This is a genomic window from Streptomyces sp. NPDC031049, from assembly GCF_055571015.1.
Genome location: NZ_JBVIGC010000001.1, coordinates 303,642 through 329,366, shown reverse-complemented (window position 1 = coordinate 329,366; position 25,725 = coordinate 303,642). Strand labels below are relative to the sequence as shown.

General features: G+C 71.1%; 19 protein-coding genes. 15 read left to right on the top strand and 4 right to left on the bottom strand.

The features are described from left to right. Nucleotides 1-272 precede the first annotated feature (272 nt). From ACZ45Q_RS01440 to ACZ45Q_RS01405, 8 genes are all read left to right on the top strand, one after another. Complete coding sequence (locus tag ACZ45Q_RS01440; RefSeq protein WP_468253738.1) at nt 273-1,841, top strand: S8 family peptidase; 1,569 nt, start codon at nt 273-275, stop codon at nt 1,839-1,841. A gap of 278 nt (nt 1,842-2,119) precedes the next feature. After that, complete coding sequence (locus ACZ45Q_RS01435) at nt 2,120-3,256, top strand: DUF4190 domain-containing protein (RefSeq protein ID WP_468253737.1); 1,137 nt, start codon at nt 2,120-2,122, stop codon at nt 3,254-3,256. 147 nt (nt 3,257-3,403) lie between these two features. Then, the gene (locus tag ACZ45Q_RS01430) at nt 3,404-4,156 is read left to right on the top strand and encodes a GntR family transcriptional regulator (RefSeq protein WP_468253736.1); all 753 of its coding nucleotides are present in this window, start codon (nt 3,404-3,406) and stop codon (nt 4,154-4,156) included. A gap of 397 nt (nt 4,157-4,553) precedes the next feature. After that, nucleotides 4,554-4,745: an SPOR domain-containing protein gene (locus ACZ45Q_RS01425; protein WP_468253735.1), complete on the top strand. Its 192-nt coding sequence runs from the start codon at nt 4,554-4,556 to the stop codon at nt 4,743-4,745. Nucleotides 4,746-4,774: 29 nt separating this feature from the next. Further along, nucleotides 4,775-5,188, top strand: coding sequence for a (deoxy)nucleoside triphosphate pyrophosphohydrolase (locus ACZ45Q_RS01420; RefSeq protein WP_468253734.1), 414 nt, complete (start codon nt 4,775-4,777; stop codon nt 5,186-5,188). Nucleotides 5,189-5,528: 340 nt separating this feature from the next. After that, nucleotides 5,529-5,957 (top strand): ATP-binding protein, encoded by a 429-nt coding sequence (locus ACZ45Q_RS01415; RefSeq protein WP_468253733.1) that lies wholly within the window; start codon nt 5,529-5,531, stop codon nt 5,955-5,957. Nucleotides 5,958-6,306: 349 nt separating this feature from the next. Next, nucleotides 6,307-8,877: a SpoIIE family protein phosphatase gene (locus ACZ45Q_RS01410; protein WP_468253732.1), complete on the top strand. Its 2,571-nt coding sequence runs from the start codon at nt 6,307-6,309 to the stop codon at nt 8,875-8,877. Between the two features lie 123 nt (nt 8,878-9,000). Further along, nucleotides 9,001-10,293: a glycoside hydrolase family 18 protein gene (locus ACZ45Q_RS01405; protein WP_468253731.1), complete on the top strand. Its 1,293-nt coding sequence runs from the start codon at nt 9,001-9,003 to the stop codon at nt 10,291-10,293. A gap of 13 nt (nt 10,294-10,306) precedes the next feature. On the opposite strand, the gene ACZ45Q_RS01400 is transcribed toward ACZ45Q_RS01405, so the two are convergent. The 4 genes from ACZ45Q_RS01400 to ACZ45Q_RS01385 form a co-directional block, all read right to left on the bottom strand. Further along, the gene (locus ACZ45Q_RS01400) at nt 10,307-11,074 is read right to left on the bottom strand and encodes a succinate dehydrogenase/fumarate reductase iron-sulfur subunit (RefSeq protein ID WP_468253730.1); all 768 of its coding nucleotides are present in this window, start codon (nt 11,072-11,074) and stop codon (nt 10,307-10,309) included. Further along, nucleotides 11,071-13,014 carry a fumarate reductase/succinate dehydrogenase flavoprotein subunit gene (locus ACZ45Q_RS01395; RefSeq protein ID WP_468253729.1) on the bottom strand — a complete coding sequence of 648 codons (1,944 nt, stop codon included), beginning with the start codon at nt 13,012-13,014 and terminating at the stop codon, nt 11,071-11,073. The genes ACZ45Q_RS01400 and ACZ45Q_RS01395 overlap by 4 nt, the downstream gene beginning before the upstream one ends. Beyond that, entirely contained in the window at nt 13,014-13,850 is an 837-nt protein-coding gene (locus ACZ45Q_RS01390; RefSeq protein WP_468253728.1) for a hypothetical protein, read from the bottom strand. Before ACZ45Q_RS01390 ends, ACZ45Q_RS01395 begins: the two co-directional genes overlap by 1 nt. Before the next feature lie 68 nt (nt 13,851-13,918). Beyond that, nucleotides 13,919-14,212: a hypothetical protein gene (locus ACZ45Q_RS01385; RefSeq protein WP_468253727.1), complete on the bottom strand. Its 294-nt coding sequence runs from the start codon at nt 14,210-14,212 to the stop codon at nt 13,919-13,921. Between the two features lie 306 nt (nt 14,213-14,518). Here ACZ45Q_RS01385 and ACZ45Q_RS01380 point away from each other — a divergent pair, with 306 nt between their 5' ends. The 7 genes from ACZ45Q_RS01380 (at nt 14,519) to ACZ45Q_RS01350 (ending at nt 25,602) form a co-directional block, all read left to right on the top strand. Next, nucleotides 14,519-16,825, top strand: coding sequence for an ABC transporter family substrate-binding protein (locus ACZ45Q_RS01380; RefSeq protein WP_468253726.1), 2,307 nt, complete (start codon nt 14,519-14,521; stop codon nt 16,823-16,825). A 253-nt stretch (nt 16,826-17,078) separates the two neighbouring features. After that, on the top strand, nt 17,079-18,995 hold the full coding sequence (gene typA, locus ACZ45Q_RS01375; protein WP_468253725.1) for a translational GTPase TypA: 1,917 nt from the start codon (nt 17,079-17,081) through the stop codon (nt 18,993-18,995). 365 nt (nt 18,996-19,360) lie between these two features. Then, on the top strand, nt 19,361-20,404 hold the full coding sequence (locus ACZ45Q_RS01370) for an ABC transporter permease (RefSeq protein ID WP_468253724.1): 1,044 nt from the start codon (nt 19,361-19,363) through the stop codon (nt 20,402-20,404). A gap of 101 nt (nt 20,405-20,505) precedes the next feature. Continuing rightward, a complete protein-coding gene (locus tag ACZ45Q_RS01365) occupies nt 20,506-22,305 on the top strand; it encodes an ABC transporter substrate-binding protein (RefSeq protein ID WP_468253723.1) in 1,800 nt (599 codons plus the stop codon). 104 nt (nt 22,306-22,409) lie between these two features. Continuing rightward, nucleotides 22,410-23,387, top strand: a complete 978-nt coding sequence (locus ACZ45Q_RS01360; RefSeq protein ID WP_468253722.1) for an ABC transporter permease — start codon at nt 22,410-22,412, stop codon at nt 23,385-23,387. A 10-nt stretch (nt 23,388-23,397) separates the two neighbouring features. After that, nucleotides 23,398-24,459: an ABC transporter ATP-binding protein gene (locus ACZ45Q_RS01355; protein ID WP_468253721.1), complete on the top strand. Its 1,062-nt coding sequence runs from the start codon at nt 23,398-23,400 to the stop codon at nt 24,457-24,459. 15 nt (nt 24,460-24,474) lie between these two features. After that, nucleotides 24,475-25,602: an ABC transporter ATP-binding protein gene (locus tag ACZ45Q_RS01350; protein WP_468253720.1), complete on the top strand. Its 1,128-nt coding sequence runs from the start codon at nt 24,475-24,477 to the stop codon at nt 25,600-25,602. Nucleotides 25,603-25,725: the final 123 nt, after the last annotated feature.

Below are 25,725 nucleotides of genomic sequence, written 5' to 3'. Positions count from 1 at the left end.
GGCGCCTCCCGGCCGGCCGGACAGTCCTCGGCCGGCCGGACAGTCCCCGGTCGGCCACCGGCTCCGGCCGCCGGTGTTCCGGCCGTTCCGGCGTCGCGAGCCCCGCCGGACCGCCAAAGCTCCGCAGGCACCCTTGTGCAATTCCTCTGCAGGCCTCAATCTTTCGGCTGACGCACACGTGTCGCCCTCGCCTTGTCATGACCATGACTTAGAGGGCGGCCTGCTCGGCGTGCACGACCCCACCACGCACCACCGACTGAGGAGGACCCCTCATGCGTCGTCCCAGCAGCACCCGGCGAAGACTGGCCGCGATCGGCGCGGTGGCCACCGCGGCGCTCACCGCGAGCCTCGTCTCCGCCCTCCCCGCCACGGCCGCCGAGGGCCCCGTCCAGTACGCGGGCGCCCCGAACGCCGTCGCCGGCAGCTACATCGTGACCCTCGAGGCGGACAAGGCGAAGGCCGGTTCCGCCGAGGGCCGCGCCGTGGCCAAGAAGTACGGCGCCGACATCGAGCGCACCTACACCAAGGCGCTCAACGGCTACGAGGTCGAGGCCTCCGAGGCCGAGGCGAAACGTCTCGCCGCCGACCCGGCCGTCGCGTCGGTCGTCCAGAACCGCACGTTCAGCATCACCGGCACCCAGCCCAACCCGCCCTCCTGGGGCCTGGACCGGATCGACCAGCGCAACCTGCCGCTGAACGGTTCCTACACCTACCCGGACCACGCCGGTGAGGGTGTGACGGCGTACGTCATCGACACCGGCGTCCGCATCACGCACAGCGACTTCGGCGGCCGGGCCTCCTACGGCTACGACGCCATCGACAACGACAACACCGCCCAGGACGGCCACGGCCACGGCACGCACGTCGCCGGCACCGTCGCGGGCAGCGCCCACGGCGTGGCCAAGAAGGCGAAGGTCGTCGGCGTCCGCGTGCTCAACAACCAGGGCTCCGGCACCACCGCCCAGGTCGTCGCCGGCATCGACTGGGTCGCCCGGAACGCGGTCAAGCCGGCCGTCGCCAACATGTCCCTCGGCGGCGGTGCCGACAGCGCCCTGGACACCGCCGTCCGCAACGCCATCGCCTCCGGCGTCACCTTCGCCGTCGCGGCCGGCAACGAGTCCACCAACGCCGGCACCCGCTCCCCGGCCCGGGTGACCGAGGCGATCACGGTCGGCGCCACCACGTCGAGCGACTCCCGCGCCTCGTACTCCAACTACGGCACGGTCCTGGACCTGTTCGCCCCGGGCTCCTCCATCACCTCGGCCTGGAACAGCAGCGACTCCGCCACCAACACCATCTCCGGTACGTCGATGGCGACCCCGCACGTCGCCGGAGCGGCGGCCCTGTACCTGGCCGACAACCCCTCGGCCACGCCCGCCCAGGTGTCCTCGGCGCTGACCTCCGCCGCCACCACCGGCGTCGTCGGCAACCCCGGCTCCGGCTCGCCCAACCGGCTGCTGTACATCGGCGAGGGCGGCGGCAACCCCGACCCGCCCGGTGACCGCTTCGAGAACACCGCCGACTACGCGATCAACGACAACGCCACCGTCGAGTCCCCGGTGACCGTCTCCGGCGTCTCCGGCAACGCGCCCTCCAACCTCGCCGTCGAGGTGCACATCGTCCACAGCTACATCGGTGACCTCCAGGTCCAGCTGGTCGCCCCCGACGGCACCGCGTACACGCTGAAGTCGTACGGCACCGGCGGCAGCGCGGACAACATCGACACCACGTACACCGTCGACGCCTCGTCCGAGACCGCCAACGGCACCTGGAAGCTCCGCGTCAGCGACAACGCCTGGTGGGACACCGGGCGGATCGACGCCTGGGCGCTGCAGTTCTGACGCCCGTTCGGTTCCGGCGGTCCCCATGACGCCCTCGTCATGACGCCCTGGTCGTGACTCCTCGTCATGACGTCCTCGTCCTCGCGGGACGGCTCCGGGTCGGCACCCGGTCCGCCGCGGGGACGAGGCGCGTCCGCCGGCGGACGACCCGTCGCCCGTCGCACCGTTCTCCCCGCTTACGATGCGCTGGCCGTACGCCGCACGGGCGTACGGCAGTTCCCGCGGAGTCTCCGAGCCGCGGGCCCGTCGCCATCGCCCGAGTCAGGAGCACGGTACCTGTGTCCATACCGCCGCCGCCCGGCCCGTACCCGCCCCAGCAGCCGTACGCCGGGGGGCCGCAGCCCTACCCGGTGTGGCCGCAGCCGCGCTCCGTCAACGGCCTGGCCGTCGCCGCGTTCGTCCTGGGGCTGCTGTGCCTCCTGCCGGCCGTCGGGCTGGTCTTCGGGCTCGTCGCGCTGGGGCAGATCCGGCGCAAGGGCGAGCGCGGCAAGGGCTTCGCCGTGGCCGGGTGCGTGCTGTCCTCGGTGGGGCTGGCGCTGTGGGCGGTGGCGCTCGGCACCGGTGCCGCCTCCGAGTTCTGGCGGGGCTTCACCGACGCCGCCCGAGGGGACGGCTCCGCCTTCACGCTGCGGGAGGGGGACTGCTTCACCACCCCCAGCGGCTCCCTGAGCGGCGTCACCTACGACGTCGACGAGGTCTCCTGCGAAAAGGAGCACGACGGCGAGGTGTTCGCCGTCTTCGACCTGCCCGCCGGCCGCTTCCCCGGCGACGCGGAGATCACGCGGAGGGCGGACGAGCAGTGCTACGGCGCCCAGGACGGCTACGCCATGGACCGGTGGGCCCTGCCGGCCCACGTCGACGTGTACCACCTGGCGCCGACCTCGCAGAGCTGGCGCACGGGCGACCGGGAGATCGTCTGCCTGTTCGGGAGCACGGACGAGCGGGGCACGCTCACCGGCTCGCTGCGCAACGACGCCAAGACGCTCGACCGGGACCAGTTCCACTACCTGCTCGCGGAGGGACACCTCAACCGTGCCATGGACGAGGTGCCCGAAGCGGAGTCCGCCGAGGAGGACTTCGCCGCGTACCGGATCTGGGCGGGTCAGGTGTCCGGGGCGCTCGACCGGGAGATCGAGCTGCTGCGCAAGCACGGCTGGGAAGCCGGGGCCGAGCAGCCGGTCGCCGATCTGATCGAGGACCTGGAGACGGCGGAGCAGGCGTGGAGCAAGGCGGCCGAGGCCACCGACGTCGCCACCTACAACGAGCACTTCATCCAGGGCTACGACCTCGTCGAGGGCGAGTCGGCCGTCACCGCCCGCAAGGCCCTGGGGCTGGAGACGGAGCGGCCCGACTACGAGGAGGGCGCCGAGGGCGGCGGCGACGGCGGGGGCGGCGACTCCGGCATCGAGGTGTGACGGCGGCTATAGCGGGGAGAAAGTGCCTGCGTAAAGCCTCCGGCCCGAACAAGTCATCACATCGAGTGATTCTCTGGCCTTTGCTTGCTCGCCACAACCTTCGGTTGCCACGCTGTTGCTGTCTGTACAACCTGATGGGAGCGGCCAGTGACATTCGGTGAGCAGCCGGCGTACCTGCGCGTCGCGGGTGATCTCCGCAAGAAGATCGTCGACGGCCTGCTGCCGCCCCACACCCGCCTCCCGTCCCAGGCCCGCATCCGCGAGGAGTACGGCGTCTCGGACACCGTCGCGCTGGAGGCGCGCAAGGTCCTCATGGCGGAGGGGCTGGTCGAGGGCCGCTCCGGCTCCGGCACGTATGTGCGCGAGCGCCCGGTGCCCCGCCGCATCGCCCGCTCCGGGTACCGGCCGGCGGGCGGGGCCACGCCCTTCCGGCAGGAGCAGGCCGACGGCGAGGTGCGCGGCACCTGGGAGTCCCGCAGCGAGCAGACCGAGGCCGGCGGCGCCGTCGCCGAGCGGCTCGGGATCAAGCCCGGGGACCGCGTGATGCGCACGCGGTACGTCTTCCGGGAGGGCGGCGAGGCGATGATGCTCTCCACCTCCTGGGAGCCGCTCGCCGTGACGGGCCGCACGCCCGTGATGCTGCCCGAGGAGGGCCCCCTCGGCGGCATGGGCGTCGTCGAGCGCATGGCCGCCATCGACATCGTCGTGGACAACGTCACCGAGGAGGTCGGCGCCCGCCCCGGTCTCGCCGAGGAGCTGCTCGCCCTGGGCGGTGTCCCCGGACACGTGGTCATGGTCGTCCAGCGCACGTTCTACGCCTCGGGGCGCCCGGTCGAGACGGCCGACATCGTGATCCCGGCCGACCGTTACCGCGTGGCGTACCACCTGCCCGTGCGATAGCCCGCAGGCGCGCGGGACTGCCCGTGCGGGCCTGCGCGGCGGCCCGCTCAGGGCGGATGGCTCGCCTCCGGGTGTGGCATGGCGCACGCCCGCCGTGCGCCTCCCCGCCCGGCACCGGGCGCCCGTGACCGGTGCCCGCCATGGTGCTGGCGTGCCGATCCGGCCGTTCTCGCAGGTCGGCCCGCTCTCCCCGGTATGCCCCTGACCGCCTGTGTCGGCCCGGCGGACGGCGCGTTCGGTCCCGTGCGCCCCCTGCGTTCTGGCTGGTTGCGTACCTCTTTGTGAAAAGCCGTATTCGGTGCGTGAAGGTAAGGCGTAGGCTCGGGCATATGCGGATTGCGGTTTCCTTACCGGGTGGGGCGCGGCGCGGGCCGCGGGCGGGAAGTGGAGGGGCGCGATGAACGACGGCACGGTCACTCTGCCCTGGCTGGTCGTCCGTCAGGACGACAACGGCAATCGCTACCGCGTGGGCAGGTACGCGACCCGGGCCGAGGCCCAGCGGATCGCCGACAGCCTCGACGAACGCGGGCACGAGCAGCTCTACTGGGTCGAGAAGATCGGCCAGCAGAGCACGGGCGGGTCCGGCTGACCGCCCGGTGGGACCGTAGGCTCCGGCGCATGACGGAACGAATCGTGGTGGGCGCCGCCCTGTTCGACGGCGGGCGCCTGCTGGCCGCACGCCGCAGCGCGCCCGCCGAACTCGCCGGGCGCTGGGAACTGCCCGGCGGCAAGGTCGAGGACGGCGAGGCACCCGAGGCGGCCCTGGTGCGCGAACTGCGTGAGGAACTGGGCGTGGCGGCCGAGACCGGGGAACGGGTCCCGGGGCAGTGGCCGCTCAGGTCCCCGTACGTCCTGCGGGTGTGGACCGCCCGCCTGCTCCCCGGCTCGCCCGCGCCCGAGGCGCTGGAGGACCACGACGCGCTGCGCTGGCTCGCGCCCGCCGAGGTCTGGGACGTGGACTGGCTGGACCAGGACGTGCCGGCCGTCCGCGCCGCCCTCGCACACAGCGGCCTGACCGGCGGCGCCGGCTGACCGGCAGCGCCGTGACCGACGGCGCCGGCTGAGCGGCCCGACCGTGGGCAGCGCCGGTAGGGGCGCCGGCCGGCCGGACCGACCGGGGCAGTGCCGGTGGCGGCGCCGACCGCCCCGGCCGCCGGCGGCGCCGGAAACGGCGATCGGCCGCGAGGGGCGTGGCCCCGTCGCCCCGCCTCTCGGCACCCGGCGCGTGAGGTCGCGCGGCGGGGCGCCGTGCGCGGGCCGGGGGCGGGGTGAGCGTCCCGTACGCCGTTCGTGCCACAGTGCGCCGCCCGGCGCGGTACCGCCGCCCGGATATCGGGTATGTGCCCATTAACCCCACGAAACCGGACATGGGGTGGGCTCGCTGGCCGGGGAAGTGATCGGCGTGATCGAGACCGACGGCGACTGTGTGGAGTGGACCTTCCCCGCGCAGCCCGACGCCGTACGGACCGCCCGCACACTCGTCCGCGGGCGGCTGCGCGGCTGGGGCCTGGACAGCGTCGGCGATGTCGCCGCCCTGCTCGTCAGCGAGCTGGTGACCAACGCCCTGCGGCACGCCACCGGTCCCATCGGCGTCCGTCTGGTGCGCCCCGCCCCCCTGGACGGGGTCCTGCTCGTGGAGGTCTCCGACCCGCTCCCCGACCCGCCCCGCGAACGCGTCGCCCACCCCGAGGACGAGGGCGGCCGGGGCTTGCAGCTGGTGGCCTCCGCGGCCCGCCGCTGGGGCACCCGGCCGGGCGAGGCGGGCAAGACCGTGTGGTTCGAACTCACCGTCCCCGACTGAGCCGCGGGGCCTGCCGCCGGACCGAGCCGGACGGTCCGCCGATCCGGCCCGGAGCCGATCCCGAGCCGGTCCGGTGCCGGCCCGGAGCCGGTCCGGCGCCCGGGGCGCATCCGGGGGCGCCCCGGCCACCCCGTGGTCCGGAGCCGCAGACCGTTGCCCCGACGTGGGATTCGACGGCGTGTCCGCTGGTTAGAAGACTGGGAGTGCTGTCACGGTCCGGTCCAAAAACCATCGGGACCGTGCTGTGATCGTGAACACCGTGTCGTGCGGCCCCGTAGTGCTGGATACTGCGGGCAGCCGCCTTTCGGTGACCGGTGCCGGACGCGGTGAGCTGGAGGGGACGGTTCGCGTGAGCGAGATACCAGCGAGGGCCACGGAGTCCGACGTGACGTCGGGCGGGGACGCCATGTGGCAGAGCAGTCCGCCCGGCTCCATCTACGACTACATCAAGGTCGCGTCCTTCTCCATCGGCCCCGACGGCCTCGTCGACCAGTGGAGCCTGCGCGCCGAGCAGCTGTTCGGCATTCCCGCGGAGCACGCCGTCGGCGTGGACCCCATAGAGGTCTTCATCGACCCCGACCTGCGCGAGCGCGGCCAGCGCAAGATGGCCGAAATCCTCGACGGCCGAGAGTGGACGGGCGTCGTCTCCTTCCGGCTGCCGGACGACGCCCGCGGCGAACGCGGCCGGCGCGGCCTCGCCGAGGTCTACGTCATGCCGACGCGCACGGACGACGGCGAGAAGGCCGCCGTCTGCATCGTCGTCGACGTCCGCACCCTGCGCAGCATCGAGACCGACCTCGCCGCCTCACAGGCCATATTCGGTCAATCGCCCTTCGGCTTCCTGCTGATCGACACCGACCTGCGGGTGCGCCGCGCCAACCAGCGCTTCGCCTCCGTCTTCGGCGGCACGCCCGACGACCACCGCGGCAAGGGCGTCCACGACTACCTGCCGCGCGCCGAGGCCGACCGCGTCGCGGCCACCCTGCGGCGGGTGCTGGAGACCGGCGAGTCCATCACGGACATGCACGTCACGGGTTTCGTGCCGGGCTCACCGGACTCCGACGAGCGCCGCCACTGGTCCGTCAACCTCTACCGCGTGCACAGCGGCACCGGCCGCCCCATCGGCGTCGCCTGGCTGGGAACCGACATCACCGCCCGCCGCGCCGCCGCCCGCGAGGCCGCCGCCGCCCGGCGCAATCTCGCCCTCCTCAACGAGGCGGGCGCCCGCATCGGCAACTCCCTCGACCTGGAGACCACCGCACGCCAGCTCCTCGACGTCGTCGTCCCCGGCTTCTGCGACCTGGCCACCGTCGACCTCTACCAGGGTCTGCTGGCCGGTGACGAGACGCCGCCCGGCCTCGCCGACGGCAGCGCCGAACTGCGCCGCGTCGCCTTCTCCAGCGCCGTGTCCGACGCGCCGTTCCACGGCACCGGCGAGCAGATCGAGGTCGGCTCCGTCCACCACTACCCCTTCAACTCGCCCTGCGCCGACGCCCTGCGCACGGCCCGGCCGCGGACCGTGCCCGCCGAGGACGGCGGCCTGGTGCAGTCCACGCTGGCCGTGCCGATGGTCGCCCAGGACACCGTGGTCGGACTCGTGCAGTTCTCCCGGACCAAGGGCAGCGAACCGTTCGGGGACCGCGACCGCGACCTCGCCGTGGAGCTGGCCGCGCGGGCCGCCGTCTGCATCGACAACGCCCGGCTGTACCGGCGCGAGCACGAACGGGCACTGATACTCCAGCGGTCCCTGCTCCCGCCCGGCGACCCGGAGGCCTCCGGGCTCGACATCGCCTGCCGCTATCTGCCCGGCAACGCCTCCACCGGCCGGCCCAGCGAAGTCGGCGGCGACTGGTTCGACGTCATCGAGCTGCCCGGCCACCGCACCGCGCTGGTCGTCGGCGACGTGATGGGCCGCGGACTGCGCGCCGCGGTCGCCATGGGCGAACTCCGCACCGCCGTACGCACCCTGGCCCTGCTCGACCTGGAGCCCGCCGAGGTGCTCTCCCAGCTGGACGAGATCGCCCGCGGCCTCGGCGCGCCCGGGGGCGTCCAGCAGGCCACCCGCGCCGCCCGCCGCCCCCGCGAGGCCGACCTGTCCGAGGTCTACCTGGCCACCTGCGTCTACGCCGTCTACGACTCGGTGACCAGACGGTGCACCTTCGCCAACGCGGGCCATCTGCCGCCGGTCCTGGTGGAGCCCGGCGAGTCCGCGCTGATGCTGGACGTGCCGCCCGGTCTGCCGCTCGGCGTCGGCGGCGAGCCCTTCGAGGACGTCGAGGTCGAACTGCCCGAGGGCGCCCTGCTCGCGCTCTACACCGACGGCCTGGTCGAGAGCCGCGACCACCCCCTGGACGAGGGGCTCCAGGCCTTCGTGGGGGCGCTCACCGATCCGGCGCGCCCGTTGGAGGACGTCTGCGACCACGTCCTGCACACCCTCGACACCCACCACGGCGAGGACGACATCGCCCTGCTGATGGCCCGGGTGCAGGGCCTGCCCGCCGAGTCCGTCGGCGACTGGACGCTGCCGCGCGAACCGCGCAGCGTGGGCCGGGCCCGTGAGTACGCGCGCGCCCAGTTGCTCACCTGGGACATGGAGCCGCTGGTCGACACCACCGAACTCCTGGTCAGCGAGCTGGTCACCAACGCGCTGCGGTACGGCGAGGGGGAGATCCGGCTCCGGCTGCTGCTCGACCGCACCCTGGTCTGCGAGGTCTGGGACTCCGGCCTGGTCCAGCCGCGCCGCCGCCGCGCCCGCGACACCGACGAGGGCGGCCGTGGCCTGCAACTGGTCGGCCTGCTCAGCGCGGCCTGGGGCTCACGGCGGACGCCGCGCGGCAAGACGGTGTGGTTCGAACTGCCGCTGCCGGGCGGCGAAACGGTCCTGACGGACCCGGCGGAGGCCCTGCTGAGCCTGTTCTGACGGCACCGACGTACCCGGCGATCGGAACCGGAACATCATTCCGGGTCGTCCCCGTGGGCAACACCGGCCACCCCGGCGGCACTTCGCACCGTGGCGGCCGGCCGACACGGAGGGGGCACGACGATGAGCCGCACGGACCCGGAGGCGATCCCGAAGGACCGGGGCGGCCAGAACCCGCCCCCGACACCGCCCGAGAAGCCGACGCCCGCCGAGCCCCAGGCGGCCGGGGAGCCATCGGCCCAACCACGGGCGACGGCCGTCGAGTCCGACGCCGTGCCCGACGCCGACGCCGAGCCCGACGCCGACGCCGACGCCGACGCCGACGCCGACGCCGGCGGCGACGGCGACGGCGACGGCGCCTCGGCCGGTGGTCGCGCGGCCGGGGGCGGGCGCCGGACTCGACGCGCGGTCCGGTGGGTCCGGCGCGGCGTCCTCGGGCTCGTCCTGGTCGTCCTCGTGCCGCTGCTCGCCGCCGAGGCGGCCCTCCGGGTCAACTACACGGGCGATCCGGCCGACGGCACGTACACCAGGAACCGCGACGCGCTCTGGCTCGGGCACGCCTGGGTGGACGGGCGGAAGGACGACGCCGACCTCGACGCCCTGGCGCGGCGGTTGCGGGGCACCGGCATCCGCGACCTGTACGTGCACTCCGGACCGATGGAGCACGACGGCACGCTGCCGGAGTCGAGGTACCCGAGGGCGCGGTGGCTGATCGAGGGCGTGCACCGGGAACTGCCCGGCGTCCGCGTCCAGGCCTTCCTCGGCGACGTGCTGGCCACCGAGAGCCCCGACGGCATGCGGCTGGAGCGGGCCGCCACCCGTGCCGCGGTCGCCGGCTCCGCCCGCCAGGTCCTGGACGCCGGTTACGACGGCGTCCACCTCGACCTGGAGCCGCTGCACTCCGGCGACGGCGACTACCTGTCCCTCCTCGACGACCTGCGGGAGGTCACCCGCGCCCACGGCGCACAGCTGTCGGTCGCCGCCCACCAGATCGACCCGCTGCCCGGCTTCCACTCCGTGTGGGGCACGTTCACCGGGCACCCGAAGTGGTGGTCGCAGCGGTTCTTCGGCCAGGTCGCCCGCCGGGTCGACCAGATCGCGATGATGTCGTACGACACCATGCAGCCGCTGGAGAGCACCTACGGCGGCTACGTCGCCCAGCAGAGCGCGCTCGCCCTGGAGGCCACCCCGCCCACCACGCATCTGCTGATGGGCCTGCCGTTCTTCCACGAGAACCGCTTCGGCCACTGGAACCACGCCGAGACCGTCCCCGCCGCCGTGCGCGGCGTCCGCCTCGGCCTGTCCCGCACCGACGCCGGCCGCGCCCGCTTCGGCCTGGCCGCCTACATCGACTTCGCGGCGACGGAGGCCGACTGGGCCGCCTACACCGAGGACTGGGTCCGCCCGGCCCGGTGACCGGGCGCCGCCGTCAGGACCGCCGGCGGATCTTGTTCCCGAGCCAGACCAGCGGGTCGTACTTGCGGTCCACGGCCCGCTCCTTCAGCGGGATCAGGGCGTTGTCCGTGATCTTGATGCCCTCGGGGCAGACCTCCGTGCAGCACTTGGTGATGTTGCAGTAGCCGAGGCCGTGCTCGTCCTGGGCCGTGCTCTTGCGGTCCAGACCGGCCTCGGCCGCCGCGTCCAGCGGATGCATGTCCAGCTCCGCGACCCGCATCAGGAAACGCGGGCCCGCGAACGCCGCCTTGTTCTCCTCGTGGTCGCGGACGACATGGCAGGTGTCCTGGCACAGGAAGCACTCGATGCACTTGCGGAACTCCTGCGGACGGTCCACGTCCTCCTGCATCATCCGGTACTCGCCCGGCCCGAGACCGGCGGGCGGCACGAACGCCGGGACCTCGCGGGCCTTGGCGTAGTTGAAGCCGACGTCCGTCACCAGGTCCCGCACGACCGGGAAGGCCCGCAGCGGCGTGACGGTGATCGTCTCCTCGCGGCTGAAGACCGACATGCGGGTCATGCACAGCAGCCGGGGCCGCCCGTTGATCTCCGCCGAGCACGAACCGCACTTGCCGGCCTTGCAGTTCCAGCGCACGGCCAGGTCGGGCGCCTGGGTCGCCTGGAGCCGGTGCACGATGTCGAGGACCACCTCGCCGTCGTTCACCTCGACGGTGAAGTCCTCGAGGCCACCGCCCTGCGCGTCACCCCGCCACACCTTGAAGCGGGCCTGGTAGCTGCTCATTCGTACAGCTCCTCTTCGGCGAGGTACTTGACCAGCTCCTCCTTCTCGAAGAGGGCGAGCAGGTCGGGGCGGATGGGTTCGGTGGTCTCCCGCTCCAGGAGGATCTGGCCGCGCACCGGGTCCGTCGCCGCCAGCCCGTCCGACGGATCGGCCAGCCGGCACAGCAGGTTGACGGCGCGCCACTTGCGGTCCATCGACGGATGGTCCTCGCGGGTGTGCCCGCCGCGGGACTCGGTGCGCTCCAGCGCGGCCCGCGCCACGCACTCGCTGACCAGCAGCATGTTCCTCAGGTCCAGGGCGAGGTGCCAGCCCGGGTTGAACTGCCGGTGCCCCTCGACGCCGGCCCGGCGGGCCCGTACCCGCAGCTCCGCCAGCTTCTCCAGGGCCTGTTTCATCTCCGGCTCGCGGCGGATGATGCCCACCAGGTCGTTCATCGTCTGCTGGAGTTCCTGGTGGAGGGTGTACGGGTTCTCCGGCGGGCCGCCGGCCGGCTCCTCGGTCCCGGCCTCGGCGGAGAACGGGCGCAGGGCCTCCGCGGCGGCGGCGTCGATCTGCTCGTCGTCCACCCGGGGCCGGGCGCCGGCCGCCGTCCCCGCCGCGTGCTCGGCGGCGTACCGGCCCGCCCGGCGGCCGAAGACCAGCAGGTCGGACAGCGAGTTCCCGCCGAGCCGGTTGGAGCCGTGCATGCCGCCGGCCACCTCACCGGCCGCGAACAGCCCCGGCACCCCGCGCGCGGCGGCGGTGTCGGAGTCGACGGCGATGCCGCCCATCACGTAGTGGCAGGTGGGCCCGACCTCCATCGCCTCCGCCGTGATGTCGACGTCGGCCAGCTCCTTGAACTGGTGGTACATCGACGGCAGCCGCCGCTTGACGACCTCGGCCGGCATCCGTGTCGACACGTCCAGGAAGACACCGCCGTGCGGGGAGCCCCGGCCCTCCTTCACCTCGGCGTTGATCGCCCGTGCCACCTCGTCGCGGGGCAGCAGCTCGGGCGGGCGCCGGTGGTGGTCCGGGTCGTCGTACCAGCGGTCGGCCTCGTCCTCGGTCTCGGCGTACTTCTCCTTGAAGACGTCCGGGATGTAGTCGAACATGAACCGCTTGCCGTCGCTGTTGCGCAGCACCCCGCCGTCGCCGCGCACCGACTCGGTGACCAGGATGCCCTTCACCGACGGCGGCCAGACCATCCCCGTGGGGTGGAACTGCACGAACTCCATGTTCAGCAGCGGCGCCCCGGCCAGCAGCGCCAGCGCGTGGCCGTCGCCGGTGTACTCCCAGGAGTTCGAGGTCACCTTGAACGACTTGCCGATGCCGCCGGTGGCGATGACCACGGCGGGCGCCTGGAGGACGAAGAAGCGGCCGGACTCGCGCTCGTAGCCGAAGACCCCGGAGACGCGGTCGTCAGTCTTGAGCACGCGGGTGACCGTGCACTCCTGGAAGACCTTCAGGCGGGACTCGTAGTCGCCGGTCTCGGCGAAGTCCTCCTGCTGGAGCTGGACGATCTTCTGCTGGAGGGTGCGGATCAGCTCCAGGCCCGTACGGTCGCCGACATGCGCCAGGCGCGGGTACTCGTGGCCGCCGAAGTTGCGCTGCGAGATGCGGCCGTCCTTGGTGCGGTCGAACAGCGCGCCCCAGGTCTCCAGCTCCCACACCCGGTCCGGCGCCTCCCGGGCGTGCAGCTCGGCCATCCGCCACTGGTTGAGGAACTTGCCGCCGCGCAGGGTGTCGCGGAAGTGCACCCGCCAGTCGTCGCCGGCGTTGACGTTGCCCATGGCCGCGGCGATGCCGCCCTCGGCCATCACCGTGTGCGCCTTGCCGAACAGCGACTTGCAGATCACGGCCGTACGGGCGCCCCGCTCGCGGGCCTCGATCGCCGCGCGCAGCCCGGCGCCGCCCGCCCCCACCACGACGACGTCCCATTCCTGCCGGTCGACCACGCTCATCAGAAGAACCTCGGATCCTCGAAGACACCGGACGCGACGAGATAGACGTAGAAGTCGGCGAGCGCGACGCTCAGCAGGGACGCCCAGGCGAGCGACATGTGCCGGGCGTTGAGCTTTCCGACCCACTGCCACATGCGGTAGCGCACCGGGTGCTTGGAGAAGTGCTTGAGCTTGCCGCCCACGATGTGCCGGCAGGAATGGCAGGAGATCGTGTACGCCCAGATCAGCACGATGTTGACCAGGAAGACGAGGGTGCCGAGGCCCATGTGGCCCCACTCGTACGTCTCGTCGCGGAACGCGAGTGCGGTGTCGTAGGTCAGGACGCCCGCGACCAGGATCGCCGCGTAGAAGAAGTACCGGTGGATGTTCTGAAGGACCAGCGGGAAGCGGGTCTCGCCGGTGTACTTCTTGTGCGGCTCGGCCACCGCGCAGGCCGGCGGGGACGCCCAGAAGCCCCGGTAGTAGGCCTTGCGGTAGTAGTAGCAGGTCAGGCGGAAACCGAGCGGGAAGATCAGGATGATGATCGCGGGGGAGATGCCCCACCACGAGCCGAAGATCTCCCAGTTGGGGCCGCCCCGCATCGGTTCGCAGTTCTCCGCCAGGCACGGGGAGTAGAACGGCGAGACGTACGGCGCCGCGTAGTAGTCGGCGCCTGCGAACGCCCGCCACGTCGAGTAGACGACGAAGGCCAGCAGCCCGGCGGCCGTGGCGGCCGGTGCCAGCCACCAGCGGTCGGTGCGCAGGTGCGGGGCGGCGATGGCGGCGCGCGTCGGGGCGTGGACGCCGCCGCCACGGGGATGGGGTTCGGTGGCTGGGGGTTCCGTACCAGTGGCCACTGGGCGACTCCGGTCGGGTTTCCGGGTGTGTTGTCCGGTCGGGGTTTCCGGGTCCGCGCCGGTCGGGGTCAGGGAGCCCGGCGGTCGCGGGCGCCGAGGCCCTCGTCGTCCGAGTCCGTCCACAACGACAGGTCGTAGGGATCGTCGGAGATGGTGACGAGGTCGGGCCGCTTCGTCGCCTCCGGGGCGGCTGCTGCGGCCTGCCGCAGCAGCGCGACGCTCTCCCGCAGGTGGTCGGTGTCGGTGCGGACCCGGCGGATCTCCAGGCCGCCGCTGCCCATCTGCTGCTCCAGACGGCTCAGCGAGCGCCTCAGATCGTCGAGGCTGTGCTGCATCCTTGCCAGTTCGTCGTGCACGGACATGACGTGACCTCACTTCCGTCGGACGCGGCGTCGGGCCGGTCCTGGGCGGCGACGTTCATGCGCCTGCGAGTGTTGCGCGTCACACCGGGCGGTGGGAAGGGATGTGCACCGATTGGCCGGAGCGTGTGGGTGCATTTCCCGGTGCGTTGCGCCGCACGGGTGGGCTTACGGGGAGTCGTCGCCGTGTCGCCCTCTGTTGCTGAACCGATTCCTCTTCAGTGGCGGCATACATCTGGATACAAATGATCAACTTTATATACCGCCAAAACGGATCATAACTCTCGCGGCTTTCCGGAGGTAGCAGAGATGTCCCACGTCGGCGTCGGACCGCGCGCGGTGATGCGCTCGGTCGCCTTCCTCACCGCGGGGGTGCTCGCGGTCCCCGCGCTCTCCGGATGCAGCTCCGAGGACCCCTCGGGCAAGCCGCTGGCCGGCCAGGACATCGCGGCGGCGGCCCGGGCGCGGATCGCCGACGGCGGCACCCTGCGCTGGGCCGTGGACTCCGTGCCGGGCACCCTGAACACCTTCCAGTCCGACGCCGACGCCACCACCAGGCGCGTCGCCGAGGCCGTGCTGCCGTCGATGTACCGGATGGACGAGCGCGGGCGTCCGGTGCGCAACCCGGACTACCTGGAGTCGGCGAAGGTCGTGGAGACCGAGCCCAAGCAGGTCGTGCTGTACAAGCTCAATCAGCAGGCCGTCTGGAGCGACGGCCGGGAGATCGGCGCCGCCGACTTCGCCGCGCAGTGGCGTGCGCTGTCCGGCAAGGACACCGCCTACTGGACCGCGCGCAACGCCGGGTACGACCGCATCGAGAAGATCGAGCGCGGGGCCAGTGACCTGGAGGTCAGGGTCACCTTCAGCCGGCCCTACGCCGACTGGAGGTCGCTGTTCACGCCGCTGTACCCCAAGGAGGTCACCGGGACGCCGGACGCCTTCAACGACAGCGCGCGGCGGAAGCTGAAGGTCACCGCCGGGCCCTTCGGCGTCAAGGAGGTCGACCGGGACGCCGACGAGGTCGTCCTCGTCCGCAATCCGCGCTGGTGGGGGGAGCCGCCGAAGCTGTCGGAGATCGTGCTGAAGGCCGTGCCGCGCGACAAGCGGGTCGCGGCGCTGGTGGCGGGCGGAATCGATCTGGCCGAGATCGATCCGGGGGCGGCGCGGCGGGTCGACGTGGCGGCGGCACCGCCGGGTGGTGAGCGGTCCGGGGCACCGCTGATGGGGCCGTCCGGTGAGGGGTTCGGCGGTGGGTCCGGTCGCGGGTCCGGTGGTGGGGGTGTGTCCCTCGGCGGGCCGGAGGGGCGGTCGGCCGCGGAGGCGCTGCGCTCGTGGGCCGTCGTCAACGGGTCCGACGAGGAGGCCGCGTACGAGGAGAGCCTGGCGCGGGAGGAGCGGCGCGAGGCCCTGGCCGAGGCCGAGCGGCGGAACAAGGCGCTGGCGCGTTACGAGGTCCGCAAGTCGCTGGAGCCCGCCTACACGCAGCTCGCGCTGAACGGGGCCGGGGGACCGCTCGCCGACGAGCGGGTCCGCAGGGCCGTGGCGCGGGCCATCGACCGGGACGCGCTGGCCGAGGCCGTCCTGGGGCCGCTGGGACTGCCCACCGAGCCCGTCGGCAGTCACGTCGCGCTGTCCGGGCAGGAGGCGTACGCCGACGGCAGCGGGGCGCTGGGCGACCAGGACGTGAAGGAGGCGCGGGCGCTGCTGGCGGACGCGGGGTGGGTGCCGGGCGGGCCGGTCGAGAAGCGGAAGAAGGGCGAGGGCGAGGGGGAGAAGGCGGCCGGGGCCGAGACGGGGGACGGCGACGCCGGGCAGGACGGGCAGTCGGCGGGTGGGGGCGACGGGACGTACATCGTGGGCGAGGACGACAAGCCCGGTGACGGAGCCGGTGACGGCGAAGGCGACGGAAACGACGACGGCGACGGTGGTGGCCGGAGCGGGGACGGCGAGGGCGGCGACCGGCACGACCGGAAGGCGCAGGGCGGGGCTCCCGGGGCCTACGCCCCGAAGGGCACCGCGGCTCCGGCCGGGGCGGCGTCGGCGCCGCTGGCCAAGGACGGCAAGGCGCTGACGCTCCGGTTCGTCGTGCCGTCGGGGGACGGGGCGGAGTCGTTGCGGACGGTGGCCGACCGGATCGCCGGGATGCTGAAGAAGGTCGGCATCCGGACGGACATCACCAAGGTGCCGGACGAGAGCTACTTCAAGGACCACGTGGCGTCGGGCGAGTACGACCTGGCGCTGTACTCCTGGCCGGCCTCGGCCTACCCGGCGACCGACGCCCGCCCGATCTACGCCAAGCCCGTCCCGGCCGCCGACGGCTCCCTGAACGTCGGGCAGAACTACACGCGGGTCGGTACCGACCAGGTCGACCAGCTCTTCGACCAGGCGCTCGGCACGCTGGACGAGAAGAAGCTCCGCGAGCTGCTGCGCAAGGCGGACTCCCGGATCTGGGCGGCGGCCGGGTCGATCCCGCTGTATCAGCGCCCCGAGCTGGTCGCGGCCCGCAAGAACCTCGTCAACACGGGGGCCTTCGGCTTCGAGACACCGGTGTACGAGGACATGGGCTACCTGAAGAAGGGCACCGCAGGCTCCCGGCCGAGCCCGTCCGACAACTGAGACACGGGGTCTGAGCGGGACGGGGGGTGCGGCTCGTGCTTCTGCTGCGGCGCAGCAGCGGGCGGCACCCCGTTCCGCCGGGCTGCCGCAACGCCCCCGACGCCGGCCGGCCCCGCCCCAACCCTCCCGCGCGGCCCGAGCCGCGGCGGCCCCGTACCATGGGGTGAGGCCGTGGCATGTTCCGCCCGGCAGGGCCCGCGTAACACGGACGTACGCGAGAGCCGTCCTCACCACTCCGGGAGAACGCCGCAATATGGCTGTGACTGCAACGCGTCACGACATCCGCAACGTCGCCATCGTCGCCCACGTCGACCACGGCAAGACCACCATCGTCGACGGCATGCTGAAGCAGGCCGGTGCCTTCGCCGCCCACCAGCTCGACTCCGTCGACGACCGCATGATGGACTCGAACGACCTGGAGCGTGAGAAGGGCATCACGATCCTCGCCAAGAACACGGCGGTGAAGTATCACCCCAAGGACGGCGGGGACCCGATCACCATCAACATCATCGACACCCCCGGCCACGCCGACTTCGGCGGCGAGGTCGAGCGCGGTCTGTCGATGGTGGACGGGGTCGTGTTGCTGGTCGACGCCTCCGAGGGCCCGCTGCCGCAGACCCGCTTCGTCCTGCGCAAGGCGCTCCAGCAGCGGCTGCCGATCATCCTGTGCATCAACAAGACGGACCGCCCGGACTCCCGGATCGACGAGGTCGTCAACGAGACCTACGACCTGTTCCTGGACCTGGACGCCGACGAGGACCAGATCGAGTTCCCGATCGTCTACGCCTGCGGCCGTGACGGCATCGCCTCGCTGACCAAGCCGGACGACGGCACCGTCCCGTCGGACTCCGACAGCCTGGAGCCGTTCTTCTCCACGATCCTGGACACCATCCCGGCCCCGTCCTACGACGAGGGCGCCCCGCTCCAGGCCCACGTCACCAACCTCGACGCGGACAACTTCCTCGGCCGTATCGCGCTGCTGCGCGTGCACCAGGGCGAGCTGAAGAAGGGGCAGACGGTCGCGTGGATGAAGCGCGACGGGTCCGTCACCAGCGTGCGGATCTCCGAGCTGATGATGACCGAGGCGCTGACCCGCAAGCCGGCCGAGAAGGCCGGGCCCGGTGACATCTGCGCCGTCGCCGGCATCCCGGACATCATGATCGGCGAGACCCTGGCCGACCCGGAGAGCCCCGTCGCGCTGCCGCTGATCACCGTCGACGAGCCGGCGATCTCCATGACCATCGGCACGAACACCTCGCCGCTGGTGGGCCGCGGCGGCACCGGCAAGGGCGCCGACGCCAAGGCCGCCGTCAAGGACCGCAAGGTCACCGCCCGCCAGGTCAAGGACCGGCTCGACCGTGAGCTGATCGGCAACGTCAGCCTGCGGGTGCTGGACACCGACCGGCCCGACGCCTGGGAGGTCCAGGGCCGCGGTGAGCTGGCCCTGGCGATCCTGGTGGAGACCATGCGCCGGGAGGGGTACGAGCTGACCGTGGGCAAGCCCCAGGTCGTCACCAAGGACGTCGACGGCAAGGTCTACGAGCCCGTCGAGCGGATGACCATCGACGTGCCCGAGGAGCACATGGGCGCCGTCACGCAGCTCATGGGCGTCCGCAAGGGCCGGATGGACAACATGTCCAACCACGGCTCCGGCTGGGTGCGGATGGAGTTCGTGGTGCCCTCGCGGGGGCTGATCGGGTTCCGGACGGAGTTCCTGACGCAGACCCGGGGCACCGGTATCGCGCACTCCATCCACGAGGGCCACGAGCCCTGGTTCGGCACGCTGACGACCCGTAACAACGGCTCGCTGGTCGCCGACCGGTCCGGCGCCGTCACCGCCTTCGCGATGACGAACCTTCAGGAGCGCGGCGTGCTGTTCGTCGAGCCCGGCACCGAGGTGTACGAGGGCATGATCGTCGGCGAGAACTCTCGCTCCGACGACATGGACGTCAACATCACCAAGGAGAAGAAGCTCACCAACATGCGGTCGTCCACGGCCGACGTGACCGAGTCGATCGTGCCGCCGCGCAAGCTGTCGCTGGAGCAGTCCCTGGAGTTCTGCCGCGACGACGAGTGCGTCGAGGTGACCCCGGAGGCGGTCCGCATCCGTAAGGTGGTGCTGGACCAGCGCGAGCGCGCCCGCGCCGCCAGCCGCGCCAAGCACAGCTGACACCCGGCCGGTCACGCCGGGTGACGGACCGGAGGCCCGGTTTCGCGTCCTTCTCGGGAGGCGAGCCGGGCCTTTGGTGTGCCGTCGGACGCTGTTCGCATACCGGTGATCTGGTGATCAAGTTTCGGACAGGTAAACGAAAAATCTTCCCTGTATGTCCGATTGGCTCGATGTAAGGATCAGCTGTCAAGCGCGCTCAGGTGTCGATCGCTGCAATTTTTGCTCAAAATATGGAAGGTAGGGAGATCCCTGTGTCTTCCGCCCTTGACGCGCGTTGAGTCGCTTGGCGAAAGTTCCCCCAAACCACAGAACCTGCCGGTATCTGTGCTGCGCTCAACTCTCCATCCCCCGGGGGAAGAACACACATGACCAGTCCAACCAAGGCCGAGGGCTCCGGGTCCACGGCTGCCTTGGACCCTGAGCTGGAGACGGCCACCGAGGTCGCCACCAAGGGCGAGAAGCAGCCCGAGGGTCGTTCCCCCGGCCAGTTGATGTGGCAACGCTTCAAGCGAGACCGTACCGGAGTCATCTCCGCGTGCGTGGTGATTTTCTTCTTCGTGGTTGCCGCCCTTGCCCCGGTCATCTCCAAGCTGTACGGCAAGGACCCCTACACGCTGTACGCGCAGGAGCCCGACTACCCGTTCCTGCTGGACGACTTCGCCATGCCGACCGGTTCCTTCGGCGGCATGTCGGGCGAGTTCTGGTTCGGCGTCGAGCCCAAGCTGGGGCGTGACGTGTTCACCATGCTGCTCTACGGCATGCGCACCTCGCTCTACATGGCGGTGGTCGTGACGCTGTTCAGCGTCCTCACCGGCGTGATCATCGGCATGGTCGGCGGCTACTTCGGCGGCCGGGTCGACTACTGGCTGGGCCGGGTCACCGACTTCTTCCTCGGCTTCCCGCAGCAGCTGTTCTTCATCGCGTTCATGCCGGTGGTGACGGCGCTGTTCGTCTCCCCCACGGACGAGACGCCGACCTACCTGAGGGCCGTGGCCATCGTCCTGGTGATGTGGTTCCTCGGCTGGATGGGTCTGTCCCGTCTGGTCCGCAGTTCGGTACTCTCGCTCCGCGAGCGGGAGTTCGTGGAGGCGGCGAAGGTCTCCGGAGCCTCTCCCTGGCGTATCGTGCGCAAGGAGATCCTCCCGAACATCGTGACGCCGATCCTGGTGCAGGCCACCTACATCCTGCCGAGCACGATCCTCAACATCGCCTTCCTCTCCTTCATCGGTGTGGGGTTCGTCGAGCCCACCCCGGACTGGGGCCGCATGTTCGCCACCGGCACCGAGGTGTACGAGCAGGACCCGATGTTCCTGTTCTGGCCGGGAGCGGCGCTGGTGATCTTCGTACTCGCCTTCAACCTTCTCGGCGACTCCGTCCGGGACGCATTCGACCCCAAGACCGGACGCTAACCGTCCTTTGGTGGGTGGGGGAGCTGCCGCCCCCGTGCCGGGTGACCGGACCGTCAGGCAGCACTCGTGGACAACAAACGACAGGTAGGTGCATCGGCATCATGAAGCCCATCAGAACGCGCACTGCGCGCGCCATAGCCGTGGCCATCGTCGCCGGCTCGCTGGCGCTCACCGGTTGCTCCGGCGACGGTGGTGGCAGCAAGGGCAAGGACAACTCCAAGTCCCAGAAGGACGCTGCCGAGCAGCAGAAGCCTGTCGCCTACGCCGACGCCGCGGCTTCGAACGGGCCGGCCGAGGAGGTCGCCGGGGCCAAGACCGGTGGCTTCATCAACGTCTACATGCAGTCGGACCTGACCCACATGGACCCGGGCCAGATCTACGTCAGCGACGCGGGCCAGTTCTCCAACCTGATCCACCGCGGTCTGACCAACTTCCAGGAGGACGACAAGGGCAACCTGACCGTCGTCGGCGACATCGCCACCGACTCCGGTCAGTCCTCCGACGGCGGCAAGACCTGGACGTACAAGCTCAAGGACGGCATCAAGGACGAGGACGGCAACGAGATCACCTCGGCCGACGTCCGCCACACCATCGAGCGCCTGTACTCCAAGGTCATCTTCGACGGCCCGACCTACGTCCAGTCCTGGCTCTCCGGCTCCGACTACCGCAAGGCGCTGCCGGACGGCCCGTACAAGGGCAAGCACCTGCCGGACTCCGTCCTGGAGACCCCGGACGACAAGACCGTCGTCTTCAAGTTCGACCAGCCGCGCCCGGACCTGCCGCAGGCCCTGGCGATGGCCGGCTACTCCATCGTGCCCGAGAAGCAGGACACGAAGGAGAAGTACGACGACGCCCCGGCGGCCCTCGGCCCCTACAAGCTCGCCGAGTACAAGCCCGGCAAGTCCCTCAAGCTGGTCAAGAACGACCAGTGGGACCCGAAGACGGACCCGGTGCGCCACCAGTACGTCGACGGCTACAACTTCACCTTCACCATCGACCAGGCCAGCCAGACCAAGCGTCTGATCGCCGACCAGGGCGAGGCGAAGAACGCCATCCAGTTCACGGACACCGTGGACCCGGCGCAGCTCCAGACCGTCATCGGCGACGCGGCGGCCAAGAAGCGCACCATCCAGGGCTACCAGCCCTACGTCTGGCAGATGACCTTCAACCTGGACCGGATGAAGGACAAGAAGGTCCGCGACGCCATCGCCCACGCGATGCCGAGCCAGTCCATGGTCCAGGCGGACGGTGGCCGCTACGGCGGTGAGGTCGCCGGCGGCCTGCTCGCCCCGACCCTGCCGGGCTTCGACCCGACCTACGACCCGTTCGGCAAGCTGAAGAAGCCCAACGGCGACCTGGAGAAGGCCAAGCAGCTGCTGAAGGAGGCGGGTGTCGAGAAGGGCGCGAAGCTCACCTACGCCTACTCCAACACCCCGCGTGGCCAGGCCCAGCAGGTCATCGTCCGGGACACCCTGGAGAAGCTCGGCTTCGACGTCCAGGCCAAGGAGATCGACCGGGCCAGCTTCTACGAGCAGGTCGGCAAGCTGGACAACCCGTACGACCTCTACATGACCGGCTGGGGCCAGGACTGGCCGTCGCCGTCCACGGTCATCACCCCGGTCTACGACGGTGAGCTGGTCGCCGACGGTGCGTCGAACTACTCGCACGTCAACGACAAGCAGGTCAACGAGCTGATCCAGAAGGCTCTGAAGCAGCAGCCCGAGGAGGCGGCCAAGACCTGGGAGCAGGCCCACCACCGCATCGTGGAGGAGATCAACCCGGCGGCCCCGGTCTACTACTCCAAGACCATCCAGCTCGTCGGATCGAACGTCGGTGGCGCGAAGTACAGCGTCGAGTCGAGCTACGTCGACATCAACGACCTGTTCGTGAAGCAGCCGTAATCCGTCAGCCCGGCTGACCGCGGGGGTGCGCGCCAGGCGGAGCGCACCCCCGCGGACGGTACCCCCTCCCTGCCGCCGCGTTTCGAAGAGAGCATCCACCCGCCATGCTTCAGTTCCTCATCCGCAGGCTGATCGGCGCCGTCGTCATCATGTTCCTGATCGGCGCCTTCACGTTCTTCCTGTTCTATACGATCCCTCAGGACTTCGCGCAGCTGTCCTGCGGCAAGAACTGCACCCCCGAGAACATCGCGGTGATCCGCGAGAACCTCGGTCTGGACAAGCCCATCACCACCCAGTTCTGGGAGTTCATGATGGGCATCGTCTCCGGCCGGGACTTCCCGCAGGGGCACTGCTCGGCACCCTGCCTGGGTGTCTCCTTCGACACCGGCGAGTTCGTCTGGGACTCCATCATCGACCGCTTCCCGCTCACGCTGTCGCTGACCGTCGGTGGCCTGGTGATCTTCCTGGCCGTCGGTCTCGGCGCGGGTCTGCTCGCCGCCTGGAAGCGCGGCACGATGGTCGACAAGTTCGTCAGCGGGGCCTCGATCCTGCTCAGCTCCTTCCAGATCTACCTGCTCGGCCCGGTCGCCCTCGGCATCTTCGTCTACAGCACCGGCTGGATGGAGAACCCGAAGTACCACCCGTTCACCGAGAACCCGGGCACCTGGGCGCTCGGCATGCTCATCCCCTGGCTCGTGATGGCCACGATCTTCACGGCCCAGTACACTCGTATGTCCCGCTCGACCATGATCGAGCAGCTTCAGGAGGAGCACGTCCGCACCGCGCGCGCCAAGGGCATGCGCCAGCGGTACGTCTTCTTCCGCTATGCCTGGCGCGGTTCGCTCATCCCGATCGTCACCATCCTCGGCATCGACCTCAGCGCCCTGCTGTCCGGCGCGGTGGTCACCGAGTTCACGTTCGACCTGGCCGGCATCGGCCGCCTCGCCGTCGACTCGTCGCTGACCAAGGACCTTCCGGTGACGATGGGCGTCATGCTGTTCGGAGCCTTCTTCATCCTGCTTCTGAACATCATCGTGGACGTCGTCTACGCATACATCGACCCGCGCGTGCGCCTCAGCTAGGAGAACTACCGTGACCACACTGACCAAGACCGAAGGCGAGAAGGCCCCGACCGGGTCCGAGGCCTTCCTCTCGGTCCGCGACCTGCGGGTGCGGTTCTCCACCGAGGACGGCATCGTCAAGGCGGTCGACGGGCTGTCCTTCGACGTCGAACGCGGCAAGACCCTCGGCATCGTGGGCGAGTCGGGATCCGGCAAGTCGGTCACCAACCTGACGGTGCTCGGCCTGCACAACCGCAAGACCACCACCGTGGAGGGCGAGATCGTCCTCGACGGCCAGGAACTGGTGACCGCGACCGAGAAGGAACTGGAGAAGCTCCGCGGCAACAAGGTCGCGATGATCTTCCAGGACCCGCTGACGGCGCTGTCGCCCTACTACACGATCGGCCGGCAGATCGCCGAGCCGTTCATGAAGCACACCGGCGCCTCCAAGAAGGAGGCGCGGGAGAGGGCGATCGAGATGCTGACCAAGGTCGGCATCCCGCAGCCCAAGTCCCGGGTGGACGACTACCCGCACCAGTTCTCCGGCGGTATGCGCCAGCGCGCGATGATCGCCATGGCCCTGGTCTGCGACCCCGACCTGCTGATCGCCGACGAACCGACCACCGCCCTGGACGTGACGGTCCAGGCGCAGATCCTCGACCTGCTCAAGGACCTCCAGCAGGAGTTCGGCTCGGCGATCATCTTCATCACCCACGACCTCGGCGTCATCTCCGACATGGCCGACGACCTGCTGGTGATGTACTCCGGCCGGGCCGTGGAGCGCGGCAGCGTGCGCGAGGTGCTGCGCGCGCCGAGGCACCCCTACACCTGGGGTCTGCTCAGCTCCATGCCGCGCCTGAGCAGCAGCACCGAGCAGCAGCTCACCCCGATCCCCGGGTCCCCGCCCAGCCTGCTCAACCCGCCGTCCGGCTGCCCCTTCCACCCGCGCTGCGCCTTCACCGGCGAGGTGTCCGGTGACCGGTGCAGCACCGAGCGCCCGCCGCTGGGCGCGGGGCGTGCGTCTGCCTGCCATCTGACGGCGGAGCAGAAGCAGTCCATCTTCATCGACACGATCCAGCCCCGGCTGCGCTAGGGAGAGATCCGAGACATGAGCGACAACCTCACCCTCCCCGCACAGCAGGGCTCCACCGGAGCGTCGACCGAGACGCTGCTCAAGGTGGAGGGCCTGACCAAGCACTTCCCCATCTACGGCGGCTTTCCGATCAAGCGGAAGGTCGGCGCGGTCCAGGCCGTCGACAACGTCGACCTGACCGTCGGCGTCGGCGAGAGCGTCGGCCTGGTGGGCGAGTCCGGCTGCGGCAAGTCGACCACGGGCCGGCTCATCACCCGGCTGCTGGAGCCGACCGGCGGCAAGATCGAGTACGCGGGCCGGGACATCACGCACGCCTCGCGAAGGCAGCTGGCGCCGGTGCGGTCCGAGATCCAGATGATCTTCCAGGACCCGTACTCGTCGCTGAACCCGCGGCAGACCGTCGGCACCATCATCCGGTCGCCGATGGAGGTCAACGGGATCGAGCCGCCCGGCGGCCGGGAGAAGAAGGTCCGCGAGCTGCTGGAGCTGGTCGGCCTCAACCCCGAGCACTACAACCGCTTCCCGCACGAGTTCTCCGGCGGCCAGCGCCAGCGCATCGGCGTCGCCCGGGCGCTCGCGCTCAACCCGAAGCTGATCGTGGCCGACGAGCCGGTCTCCGCGCTCGACGTGTCCATCCAGGCCCAGGTCGTCAACCTGCTCCAGAAGGTCCAGGAAGAGCTGGGCATCGCCTTCCTGTTCATCGCCCACGACCTGGCGGTGGTCCGGCACTTCTCGCAGCGCGTGGCCGTGATGTACCTGGGCAAGGTGGTCGAGGTCGGCGACCGCGACTCCATCTACAACCGCCCGCGCCACCCCTACACGCACGCCCTGCTGTCGGCCGTGCCAGAGGTGGCCATGGACGACGAGGCGGAGAACCGGGAGCGCATCCGCCTCGCCGGTGACGTGCCCTCGCCGATCATGCCGCCGTCCGGCTGCCGCTTCCGCACCCGGTGCTGGAAGGCGCAGGACAAGTGCGCGACCGAGGAGCCGCCGCTCGTCCAGATCTCCGGCAACCGTGCGGGCCACCTGACGGCGTGCCACTTCCCGGAGGACCCGACGGTCGCGGCCCGCGACGAGGACGTCGTGCTGGACCCGGGCCTCAAGGGCCTGGAGCAGGACGACACCGGCGTCTCGAAGGCCTGACGCCGGGCCGCCCACCGAGCAACGCCCCGGGGGGGGGGGGGGGGGGGGGGGGGGGGGGGGGGGGGGGGAGGGAGGGGGGGGGGGGGGGGGGGGGGGGGGGGGGGGGGGGGGGGGGGGGGGGGG

What these genes read in the sequence shown, in the direction of transcription:
- ACZ45Q_RS01395 (WP_468253729.1), bottom strand. Translation starts at nt 13,014, where the DNA reads ATGAGCGTGGTCGACCGGCAGGAATGGGACGTCGTCGTGGTGGGGGCG.
- ACZ45Q_RS01440 (WP_468253738.1), top strand. Translation starts at nt 273, where the DNA reads ATGCGTCGTCCCAGCAGCACCCGGCGAAGACTGGCCGCGATCGGCGCG.
- typA (WP_468253725.1), top strand. Translation starts at nt 17,079, where the DNA reads ATGGCTGTGACTGCAACGCGTCACGACATCCGCAACGTCGCCATCGTC.
- ACZ45Q_RS01425 (WP_468253735.1), top strand. Translation starts at nt 4,554, where the DNA reads ATGAACGACGGCACGGTCACTCTGCCCTGGCTGGTCGTCCGTCAGGAC.
- ACZ45Q_RS01350 (WP_468253720.1), top strand. Translation starts at nt 24,475, where the DNA reads ATGAGCGACAACCTCACCCTCCCCGCACAGCAGGGCTCCACCGGAGCG.
- ACZ45Q_RS01360 (WP_468253722.1), top strand. Translation starts at nt 22,410, where the DNA reads ATGCTTCAGTTCCTCATCCGCAGGCTGATCGGCGCCGTCGTCATCATG.
- ACZ45Q_RS01385 (WP_468253727.1), bottom strand. Translation starts at nt 14,212, where the DNA reads ATGTCCGTGCACGACGAACTGGCAAGGATGCAGCACAGCCTCGACGAT.
- ACZ45Q_RS01405 (WP_468253731.1), top strand. Translation starts at nt 9,001, where the DNA reads ATGAGCCGCACGGACCCGGAGGCGATCCCGAAGGACCGGGGCGGCCAG.
- ACZ45Q_RS01370 (WP_468253724.1), top strand. Translation starts at nt 19,361, where the DNA reads ATGACCAGTCCAACCAAGGCCGAGGGCTCCGGGTCCACGGCTGCCTTG.
- ACZ45Q_RS01420 (WP_468253734.1), top strand. Translation starts at nt 4,775, where the DNA reads ATGACGGAACGAATCGTGGTGGGCGCCGCCCTGTTCGACGGCGGGCGC.
- ACZ45Q_RS01380 (WP_468253726.1), top strand. Translation starts at nt 14,519, where the DNA reads ATGTCCCACGTCGGCGTCGGACCGCGCGCGGTGATGCGCTCGGTCGCC.
- ACZ45Q_RS01400 (WP_468253730.1), bottom strand. Translation starts at nt 11,074, where the DNA reads ATGAGCAGCTACCAGGCCCGCTTCAAGGTGTGGCGGGGTGACGCGCAG.
- ACZ45Q_RS01365 (WP_468253723.1), top strand. Translation starts at nt 20,506, where the DNA reads ATGAAGCCCATCAGAACGCGCACTGCGCGCGCCATAGCCGTGGCCATC.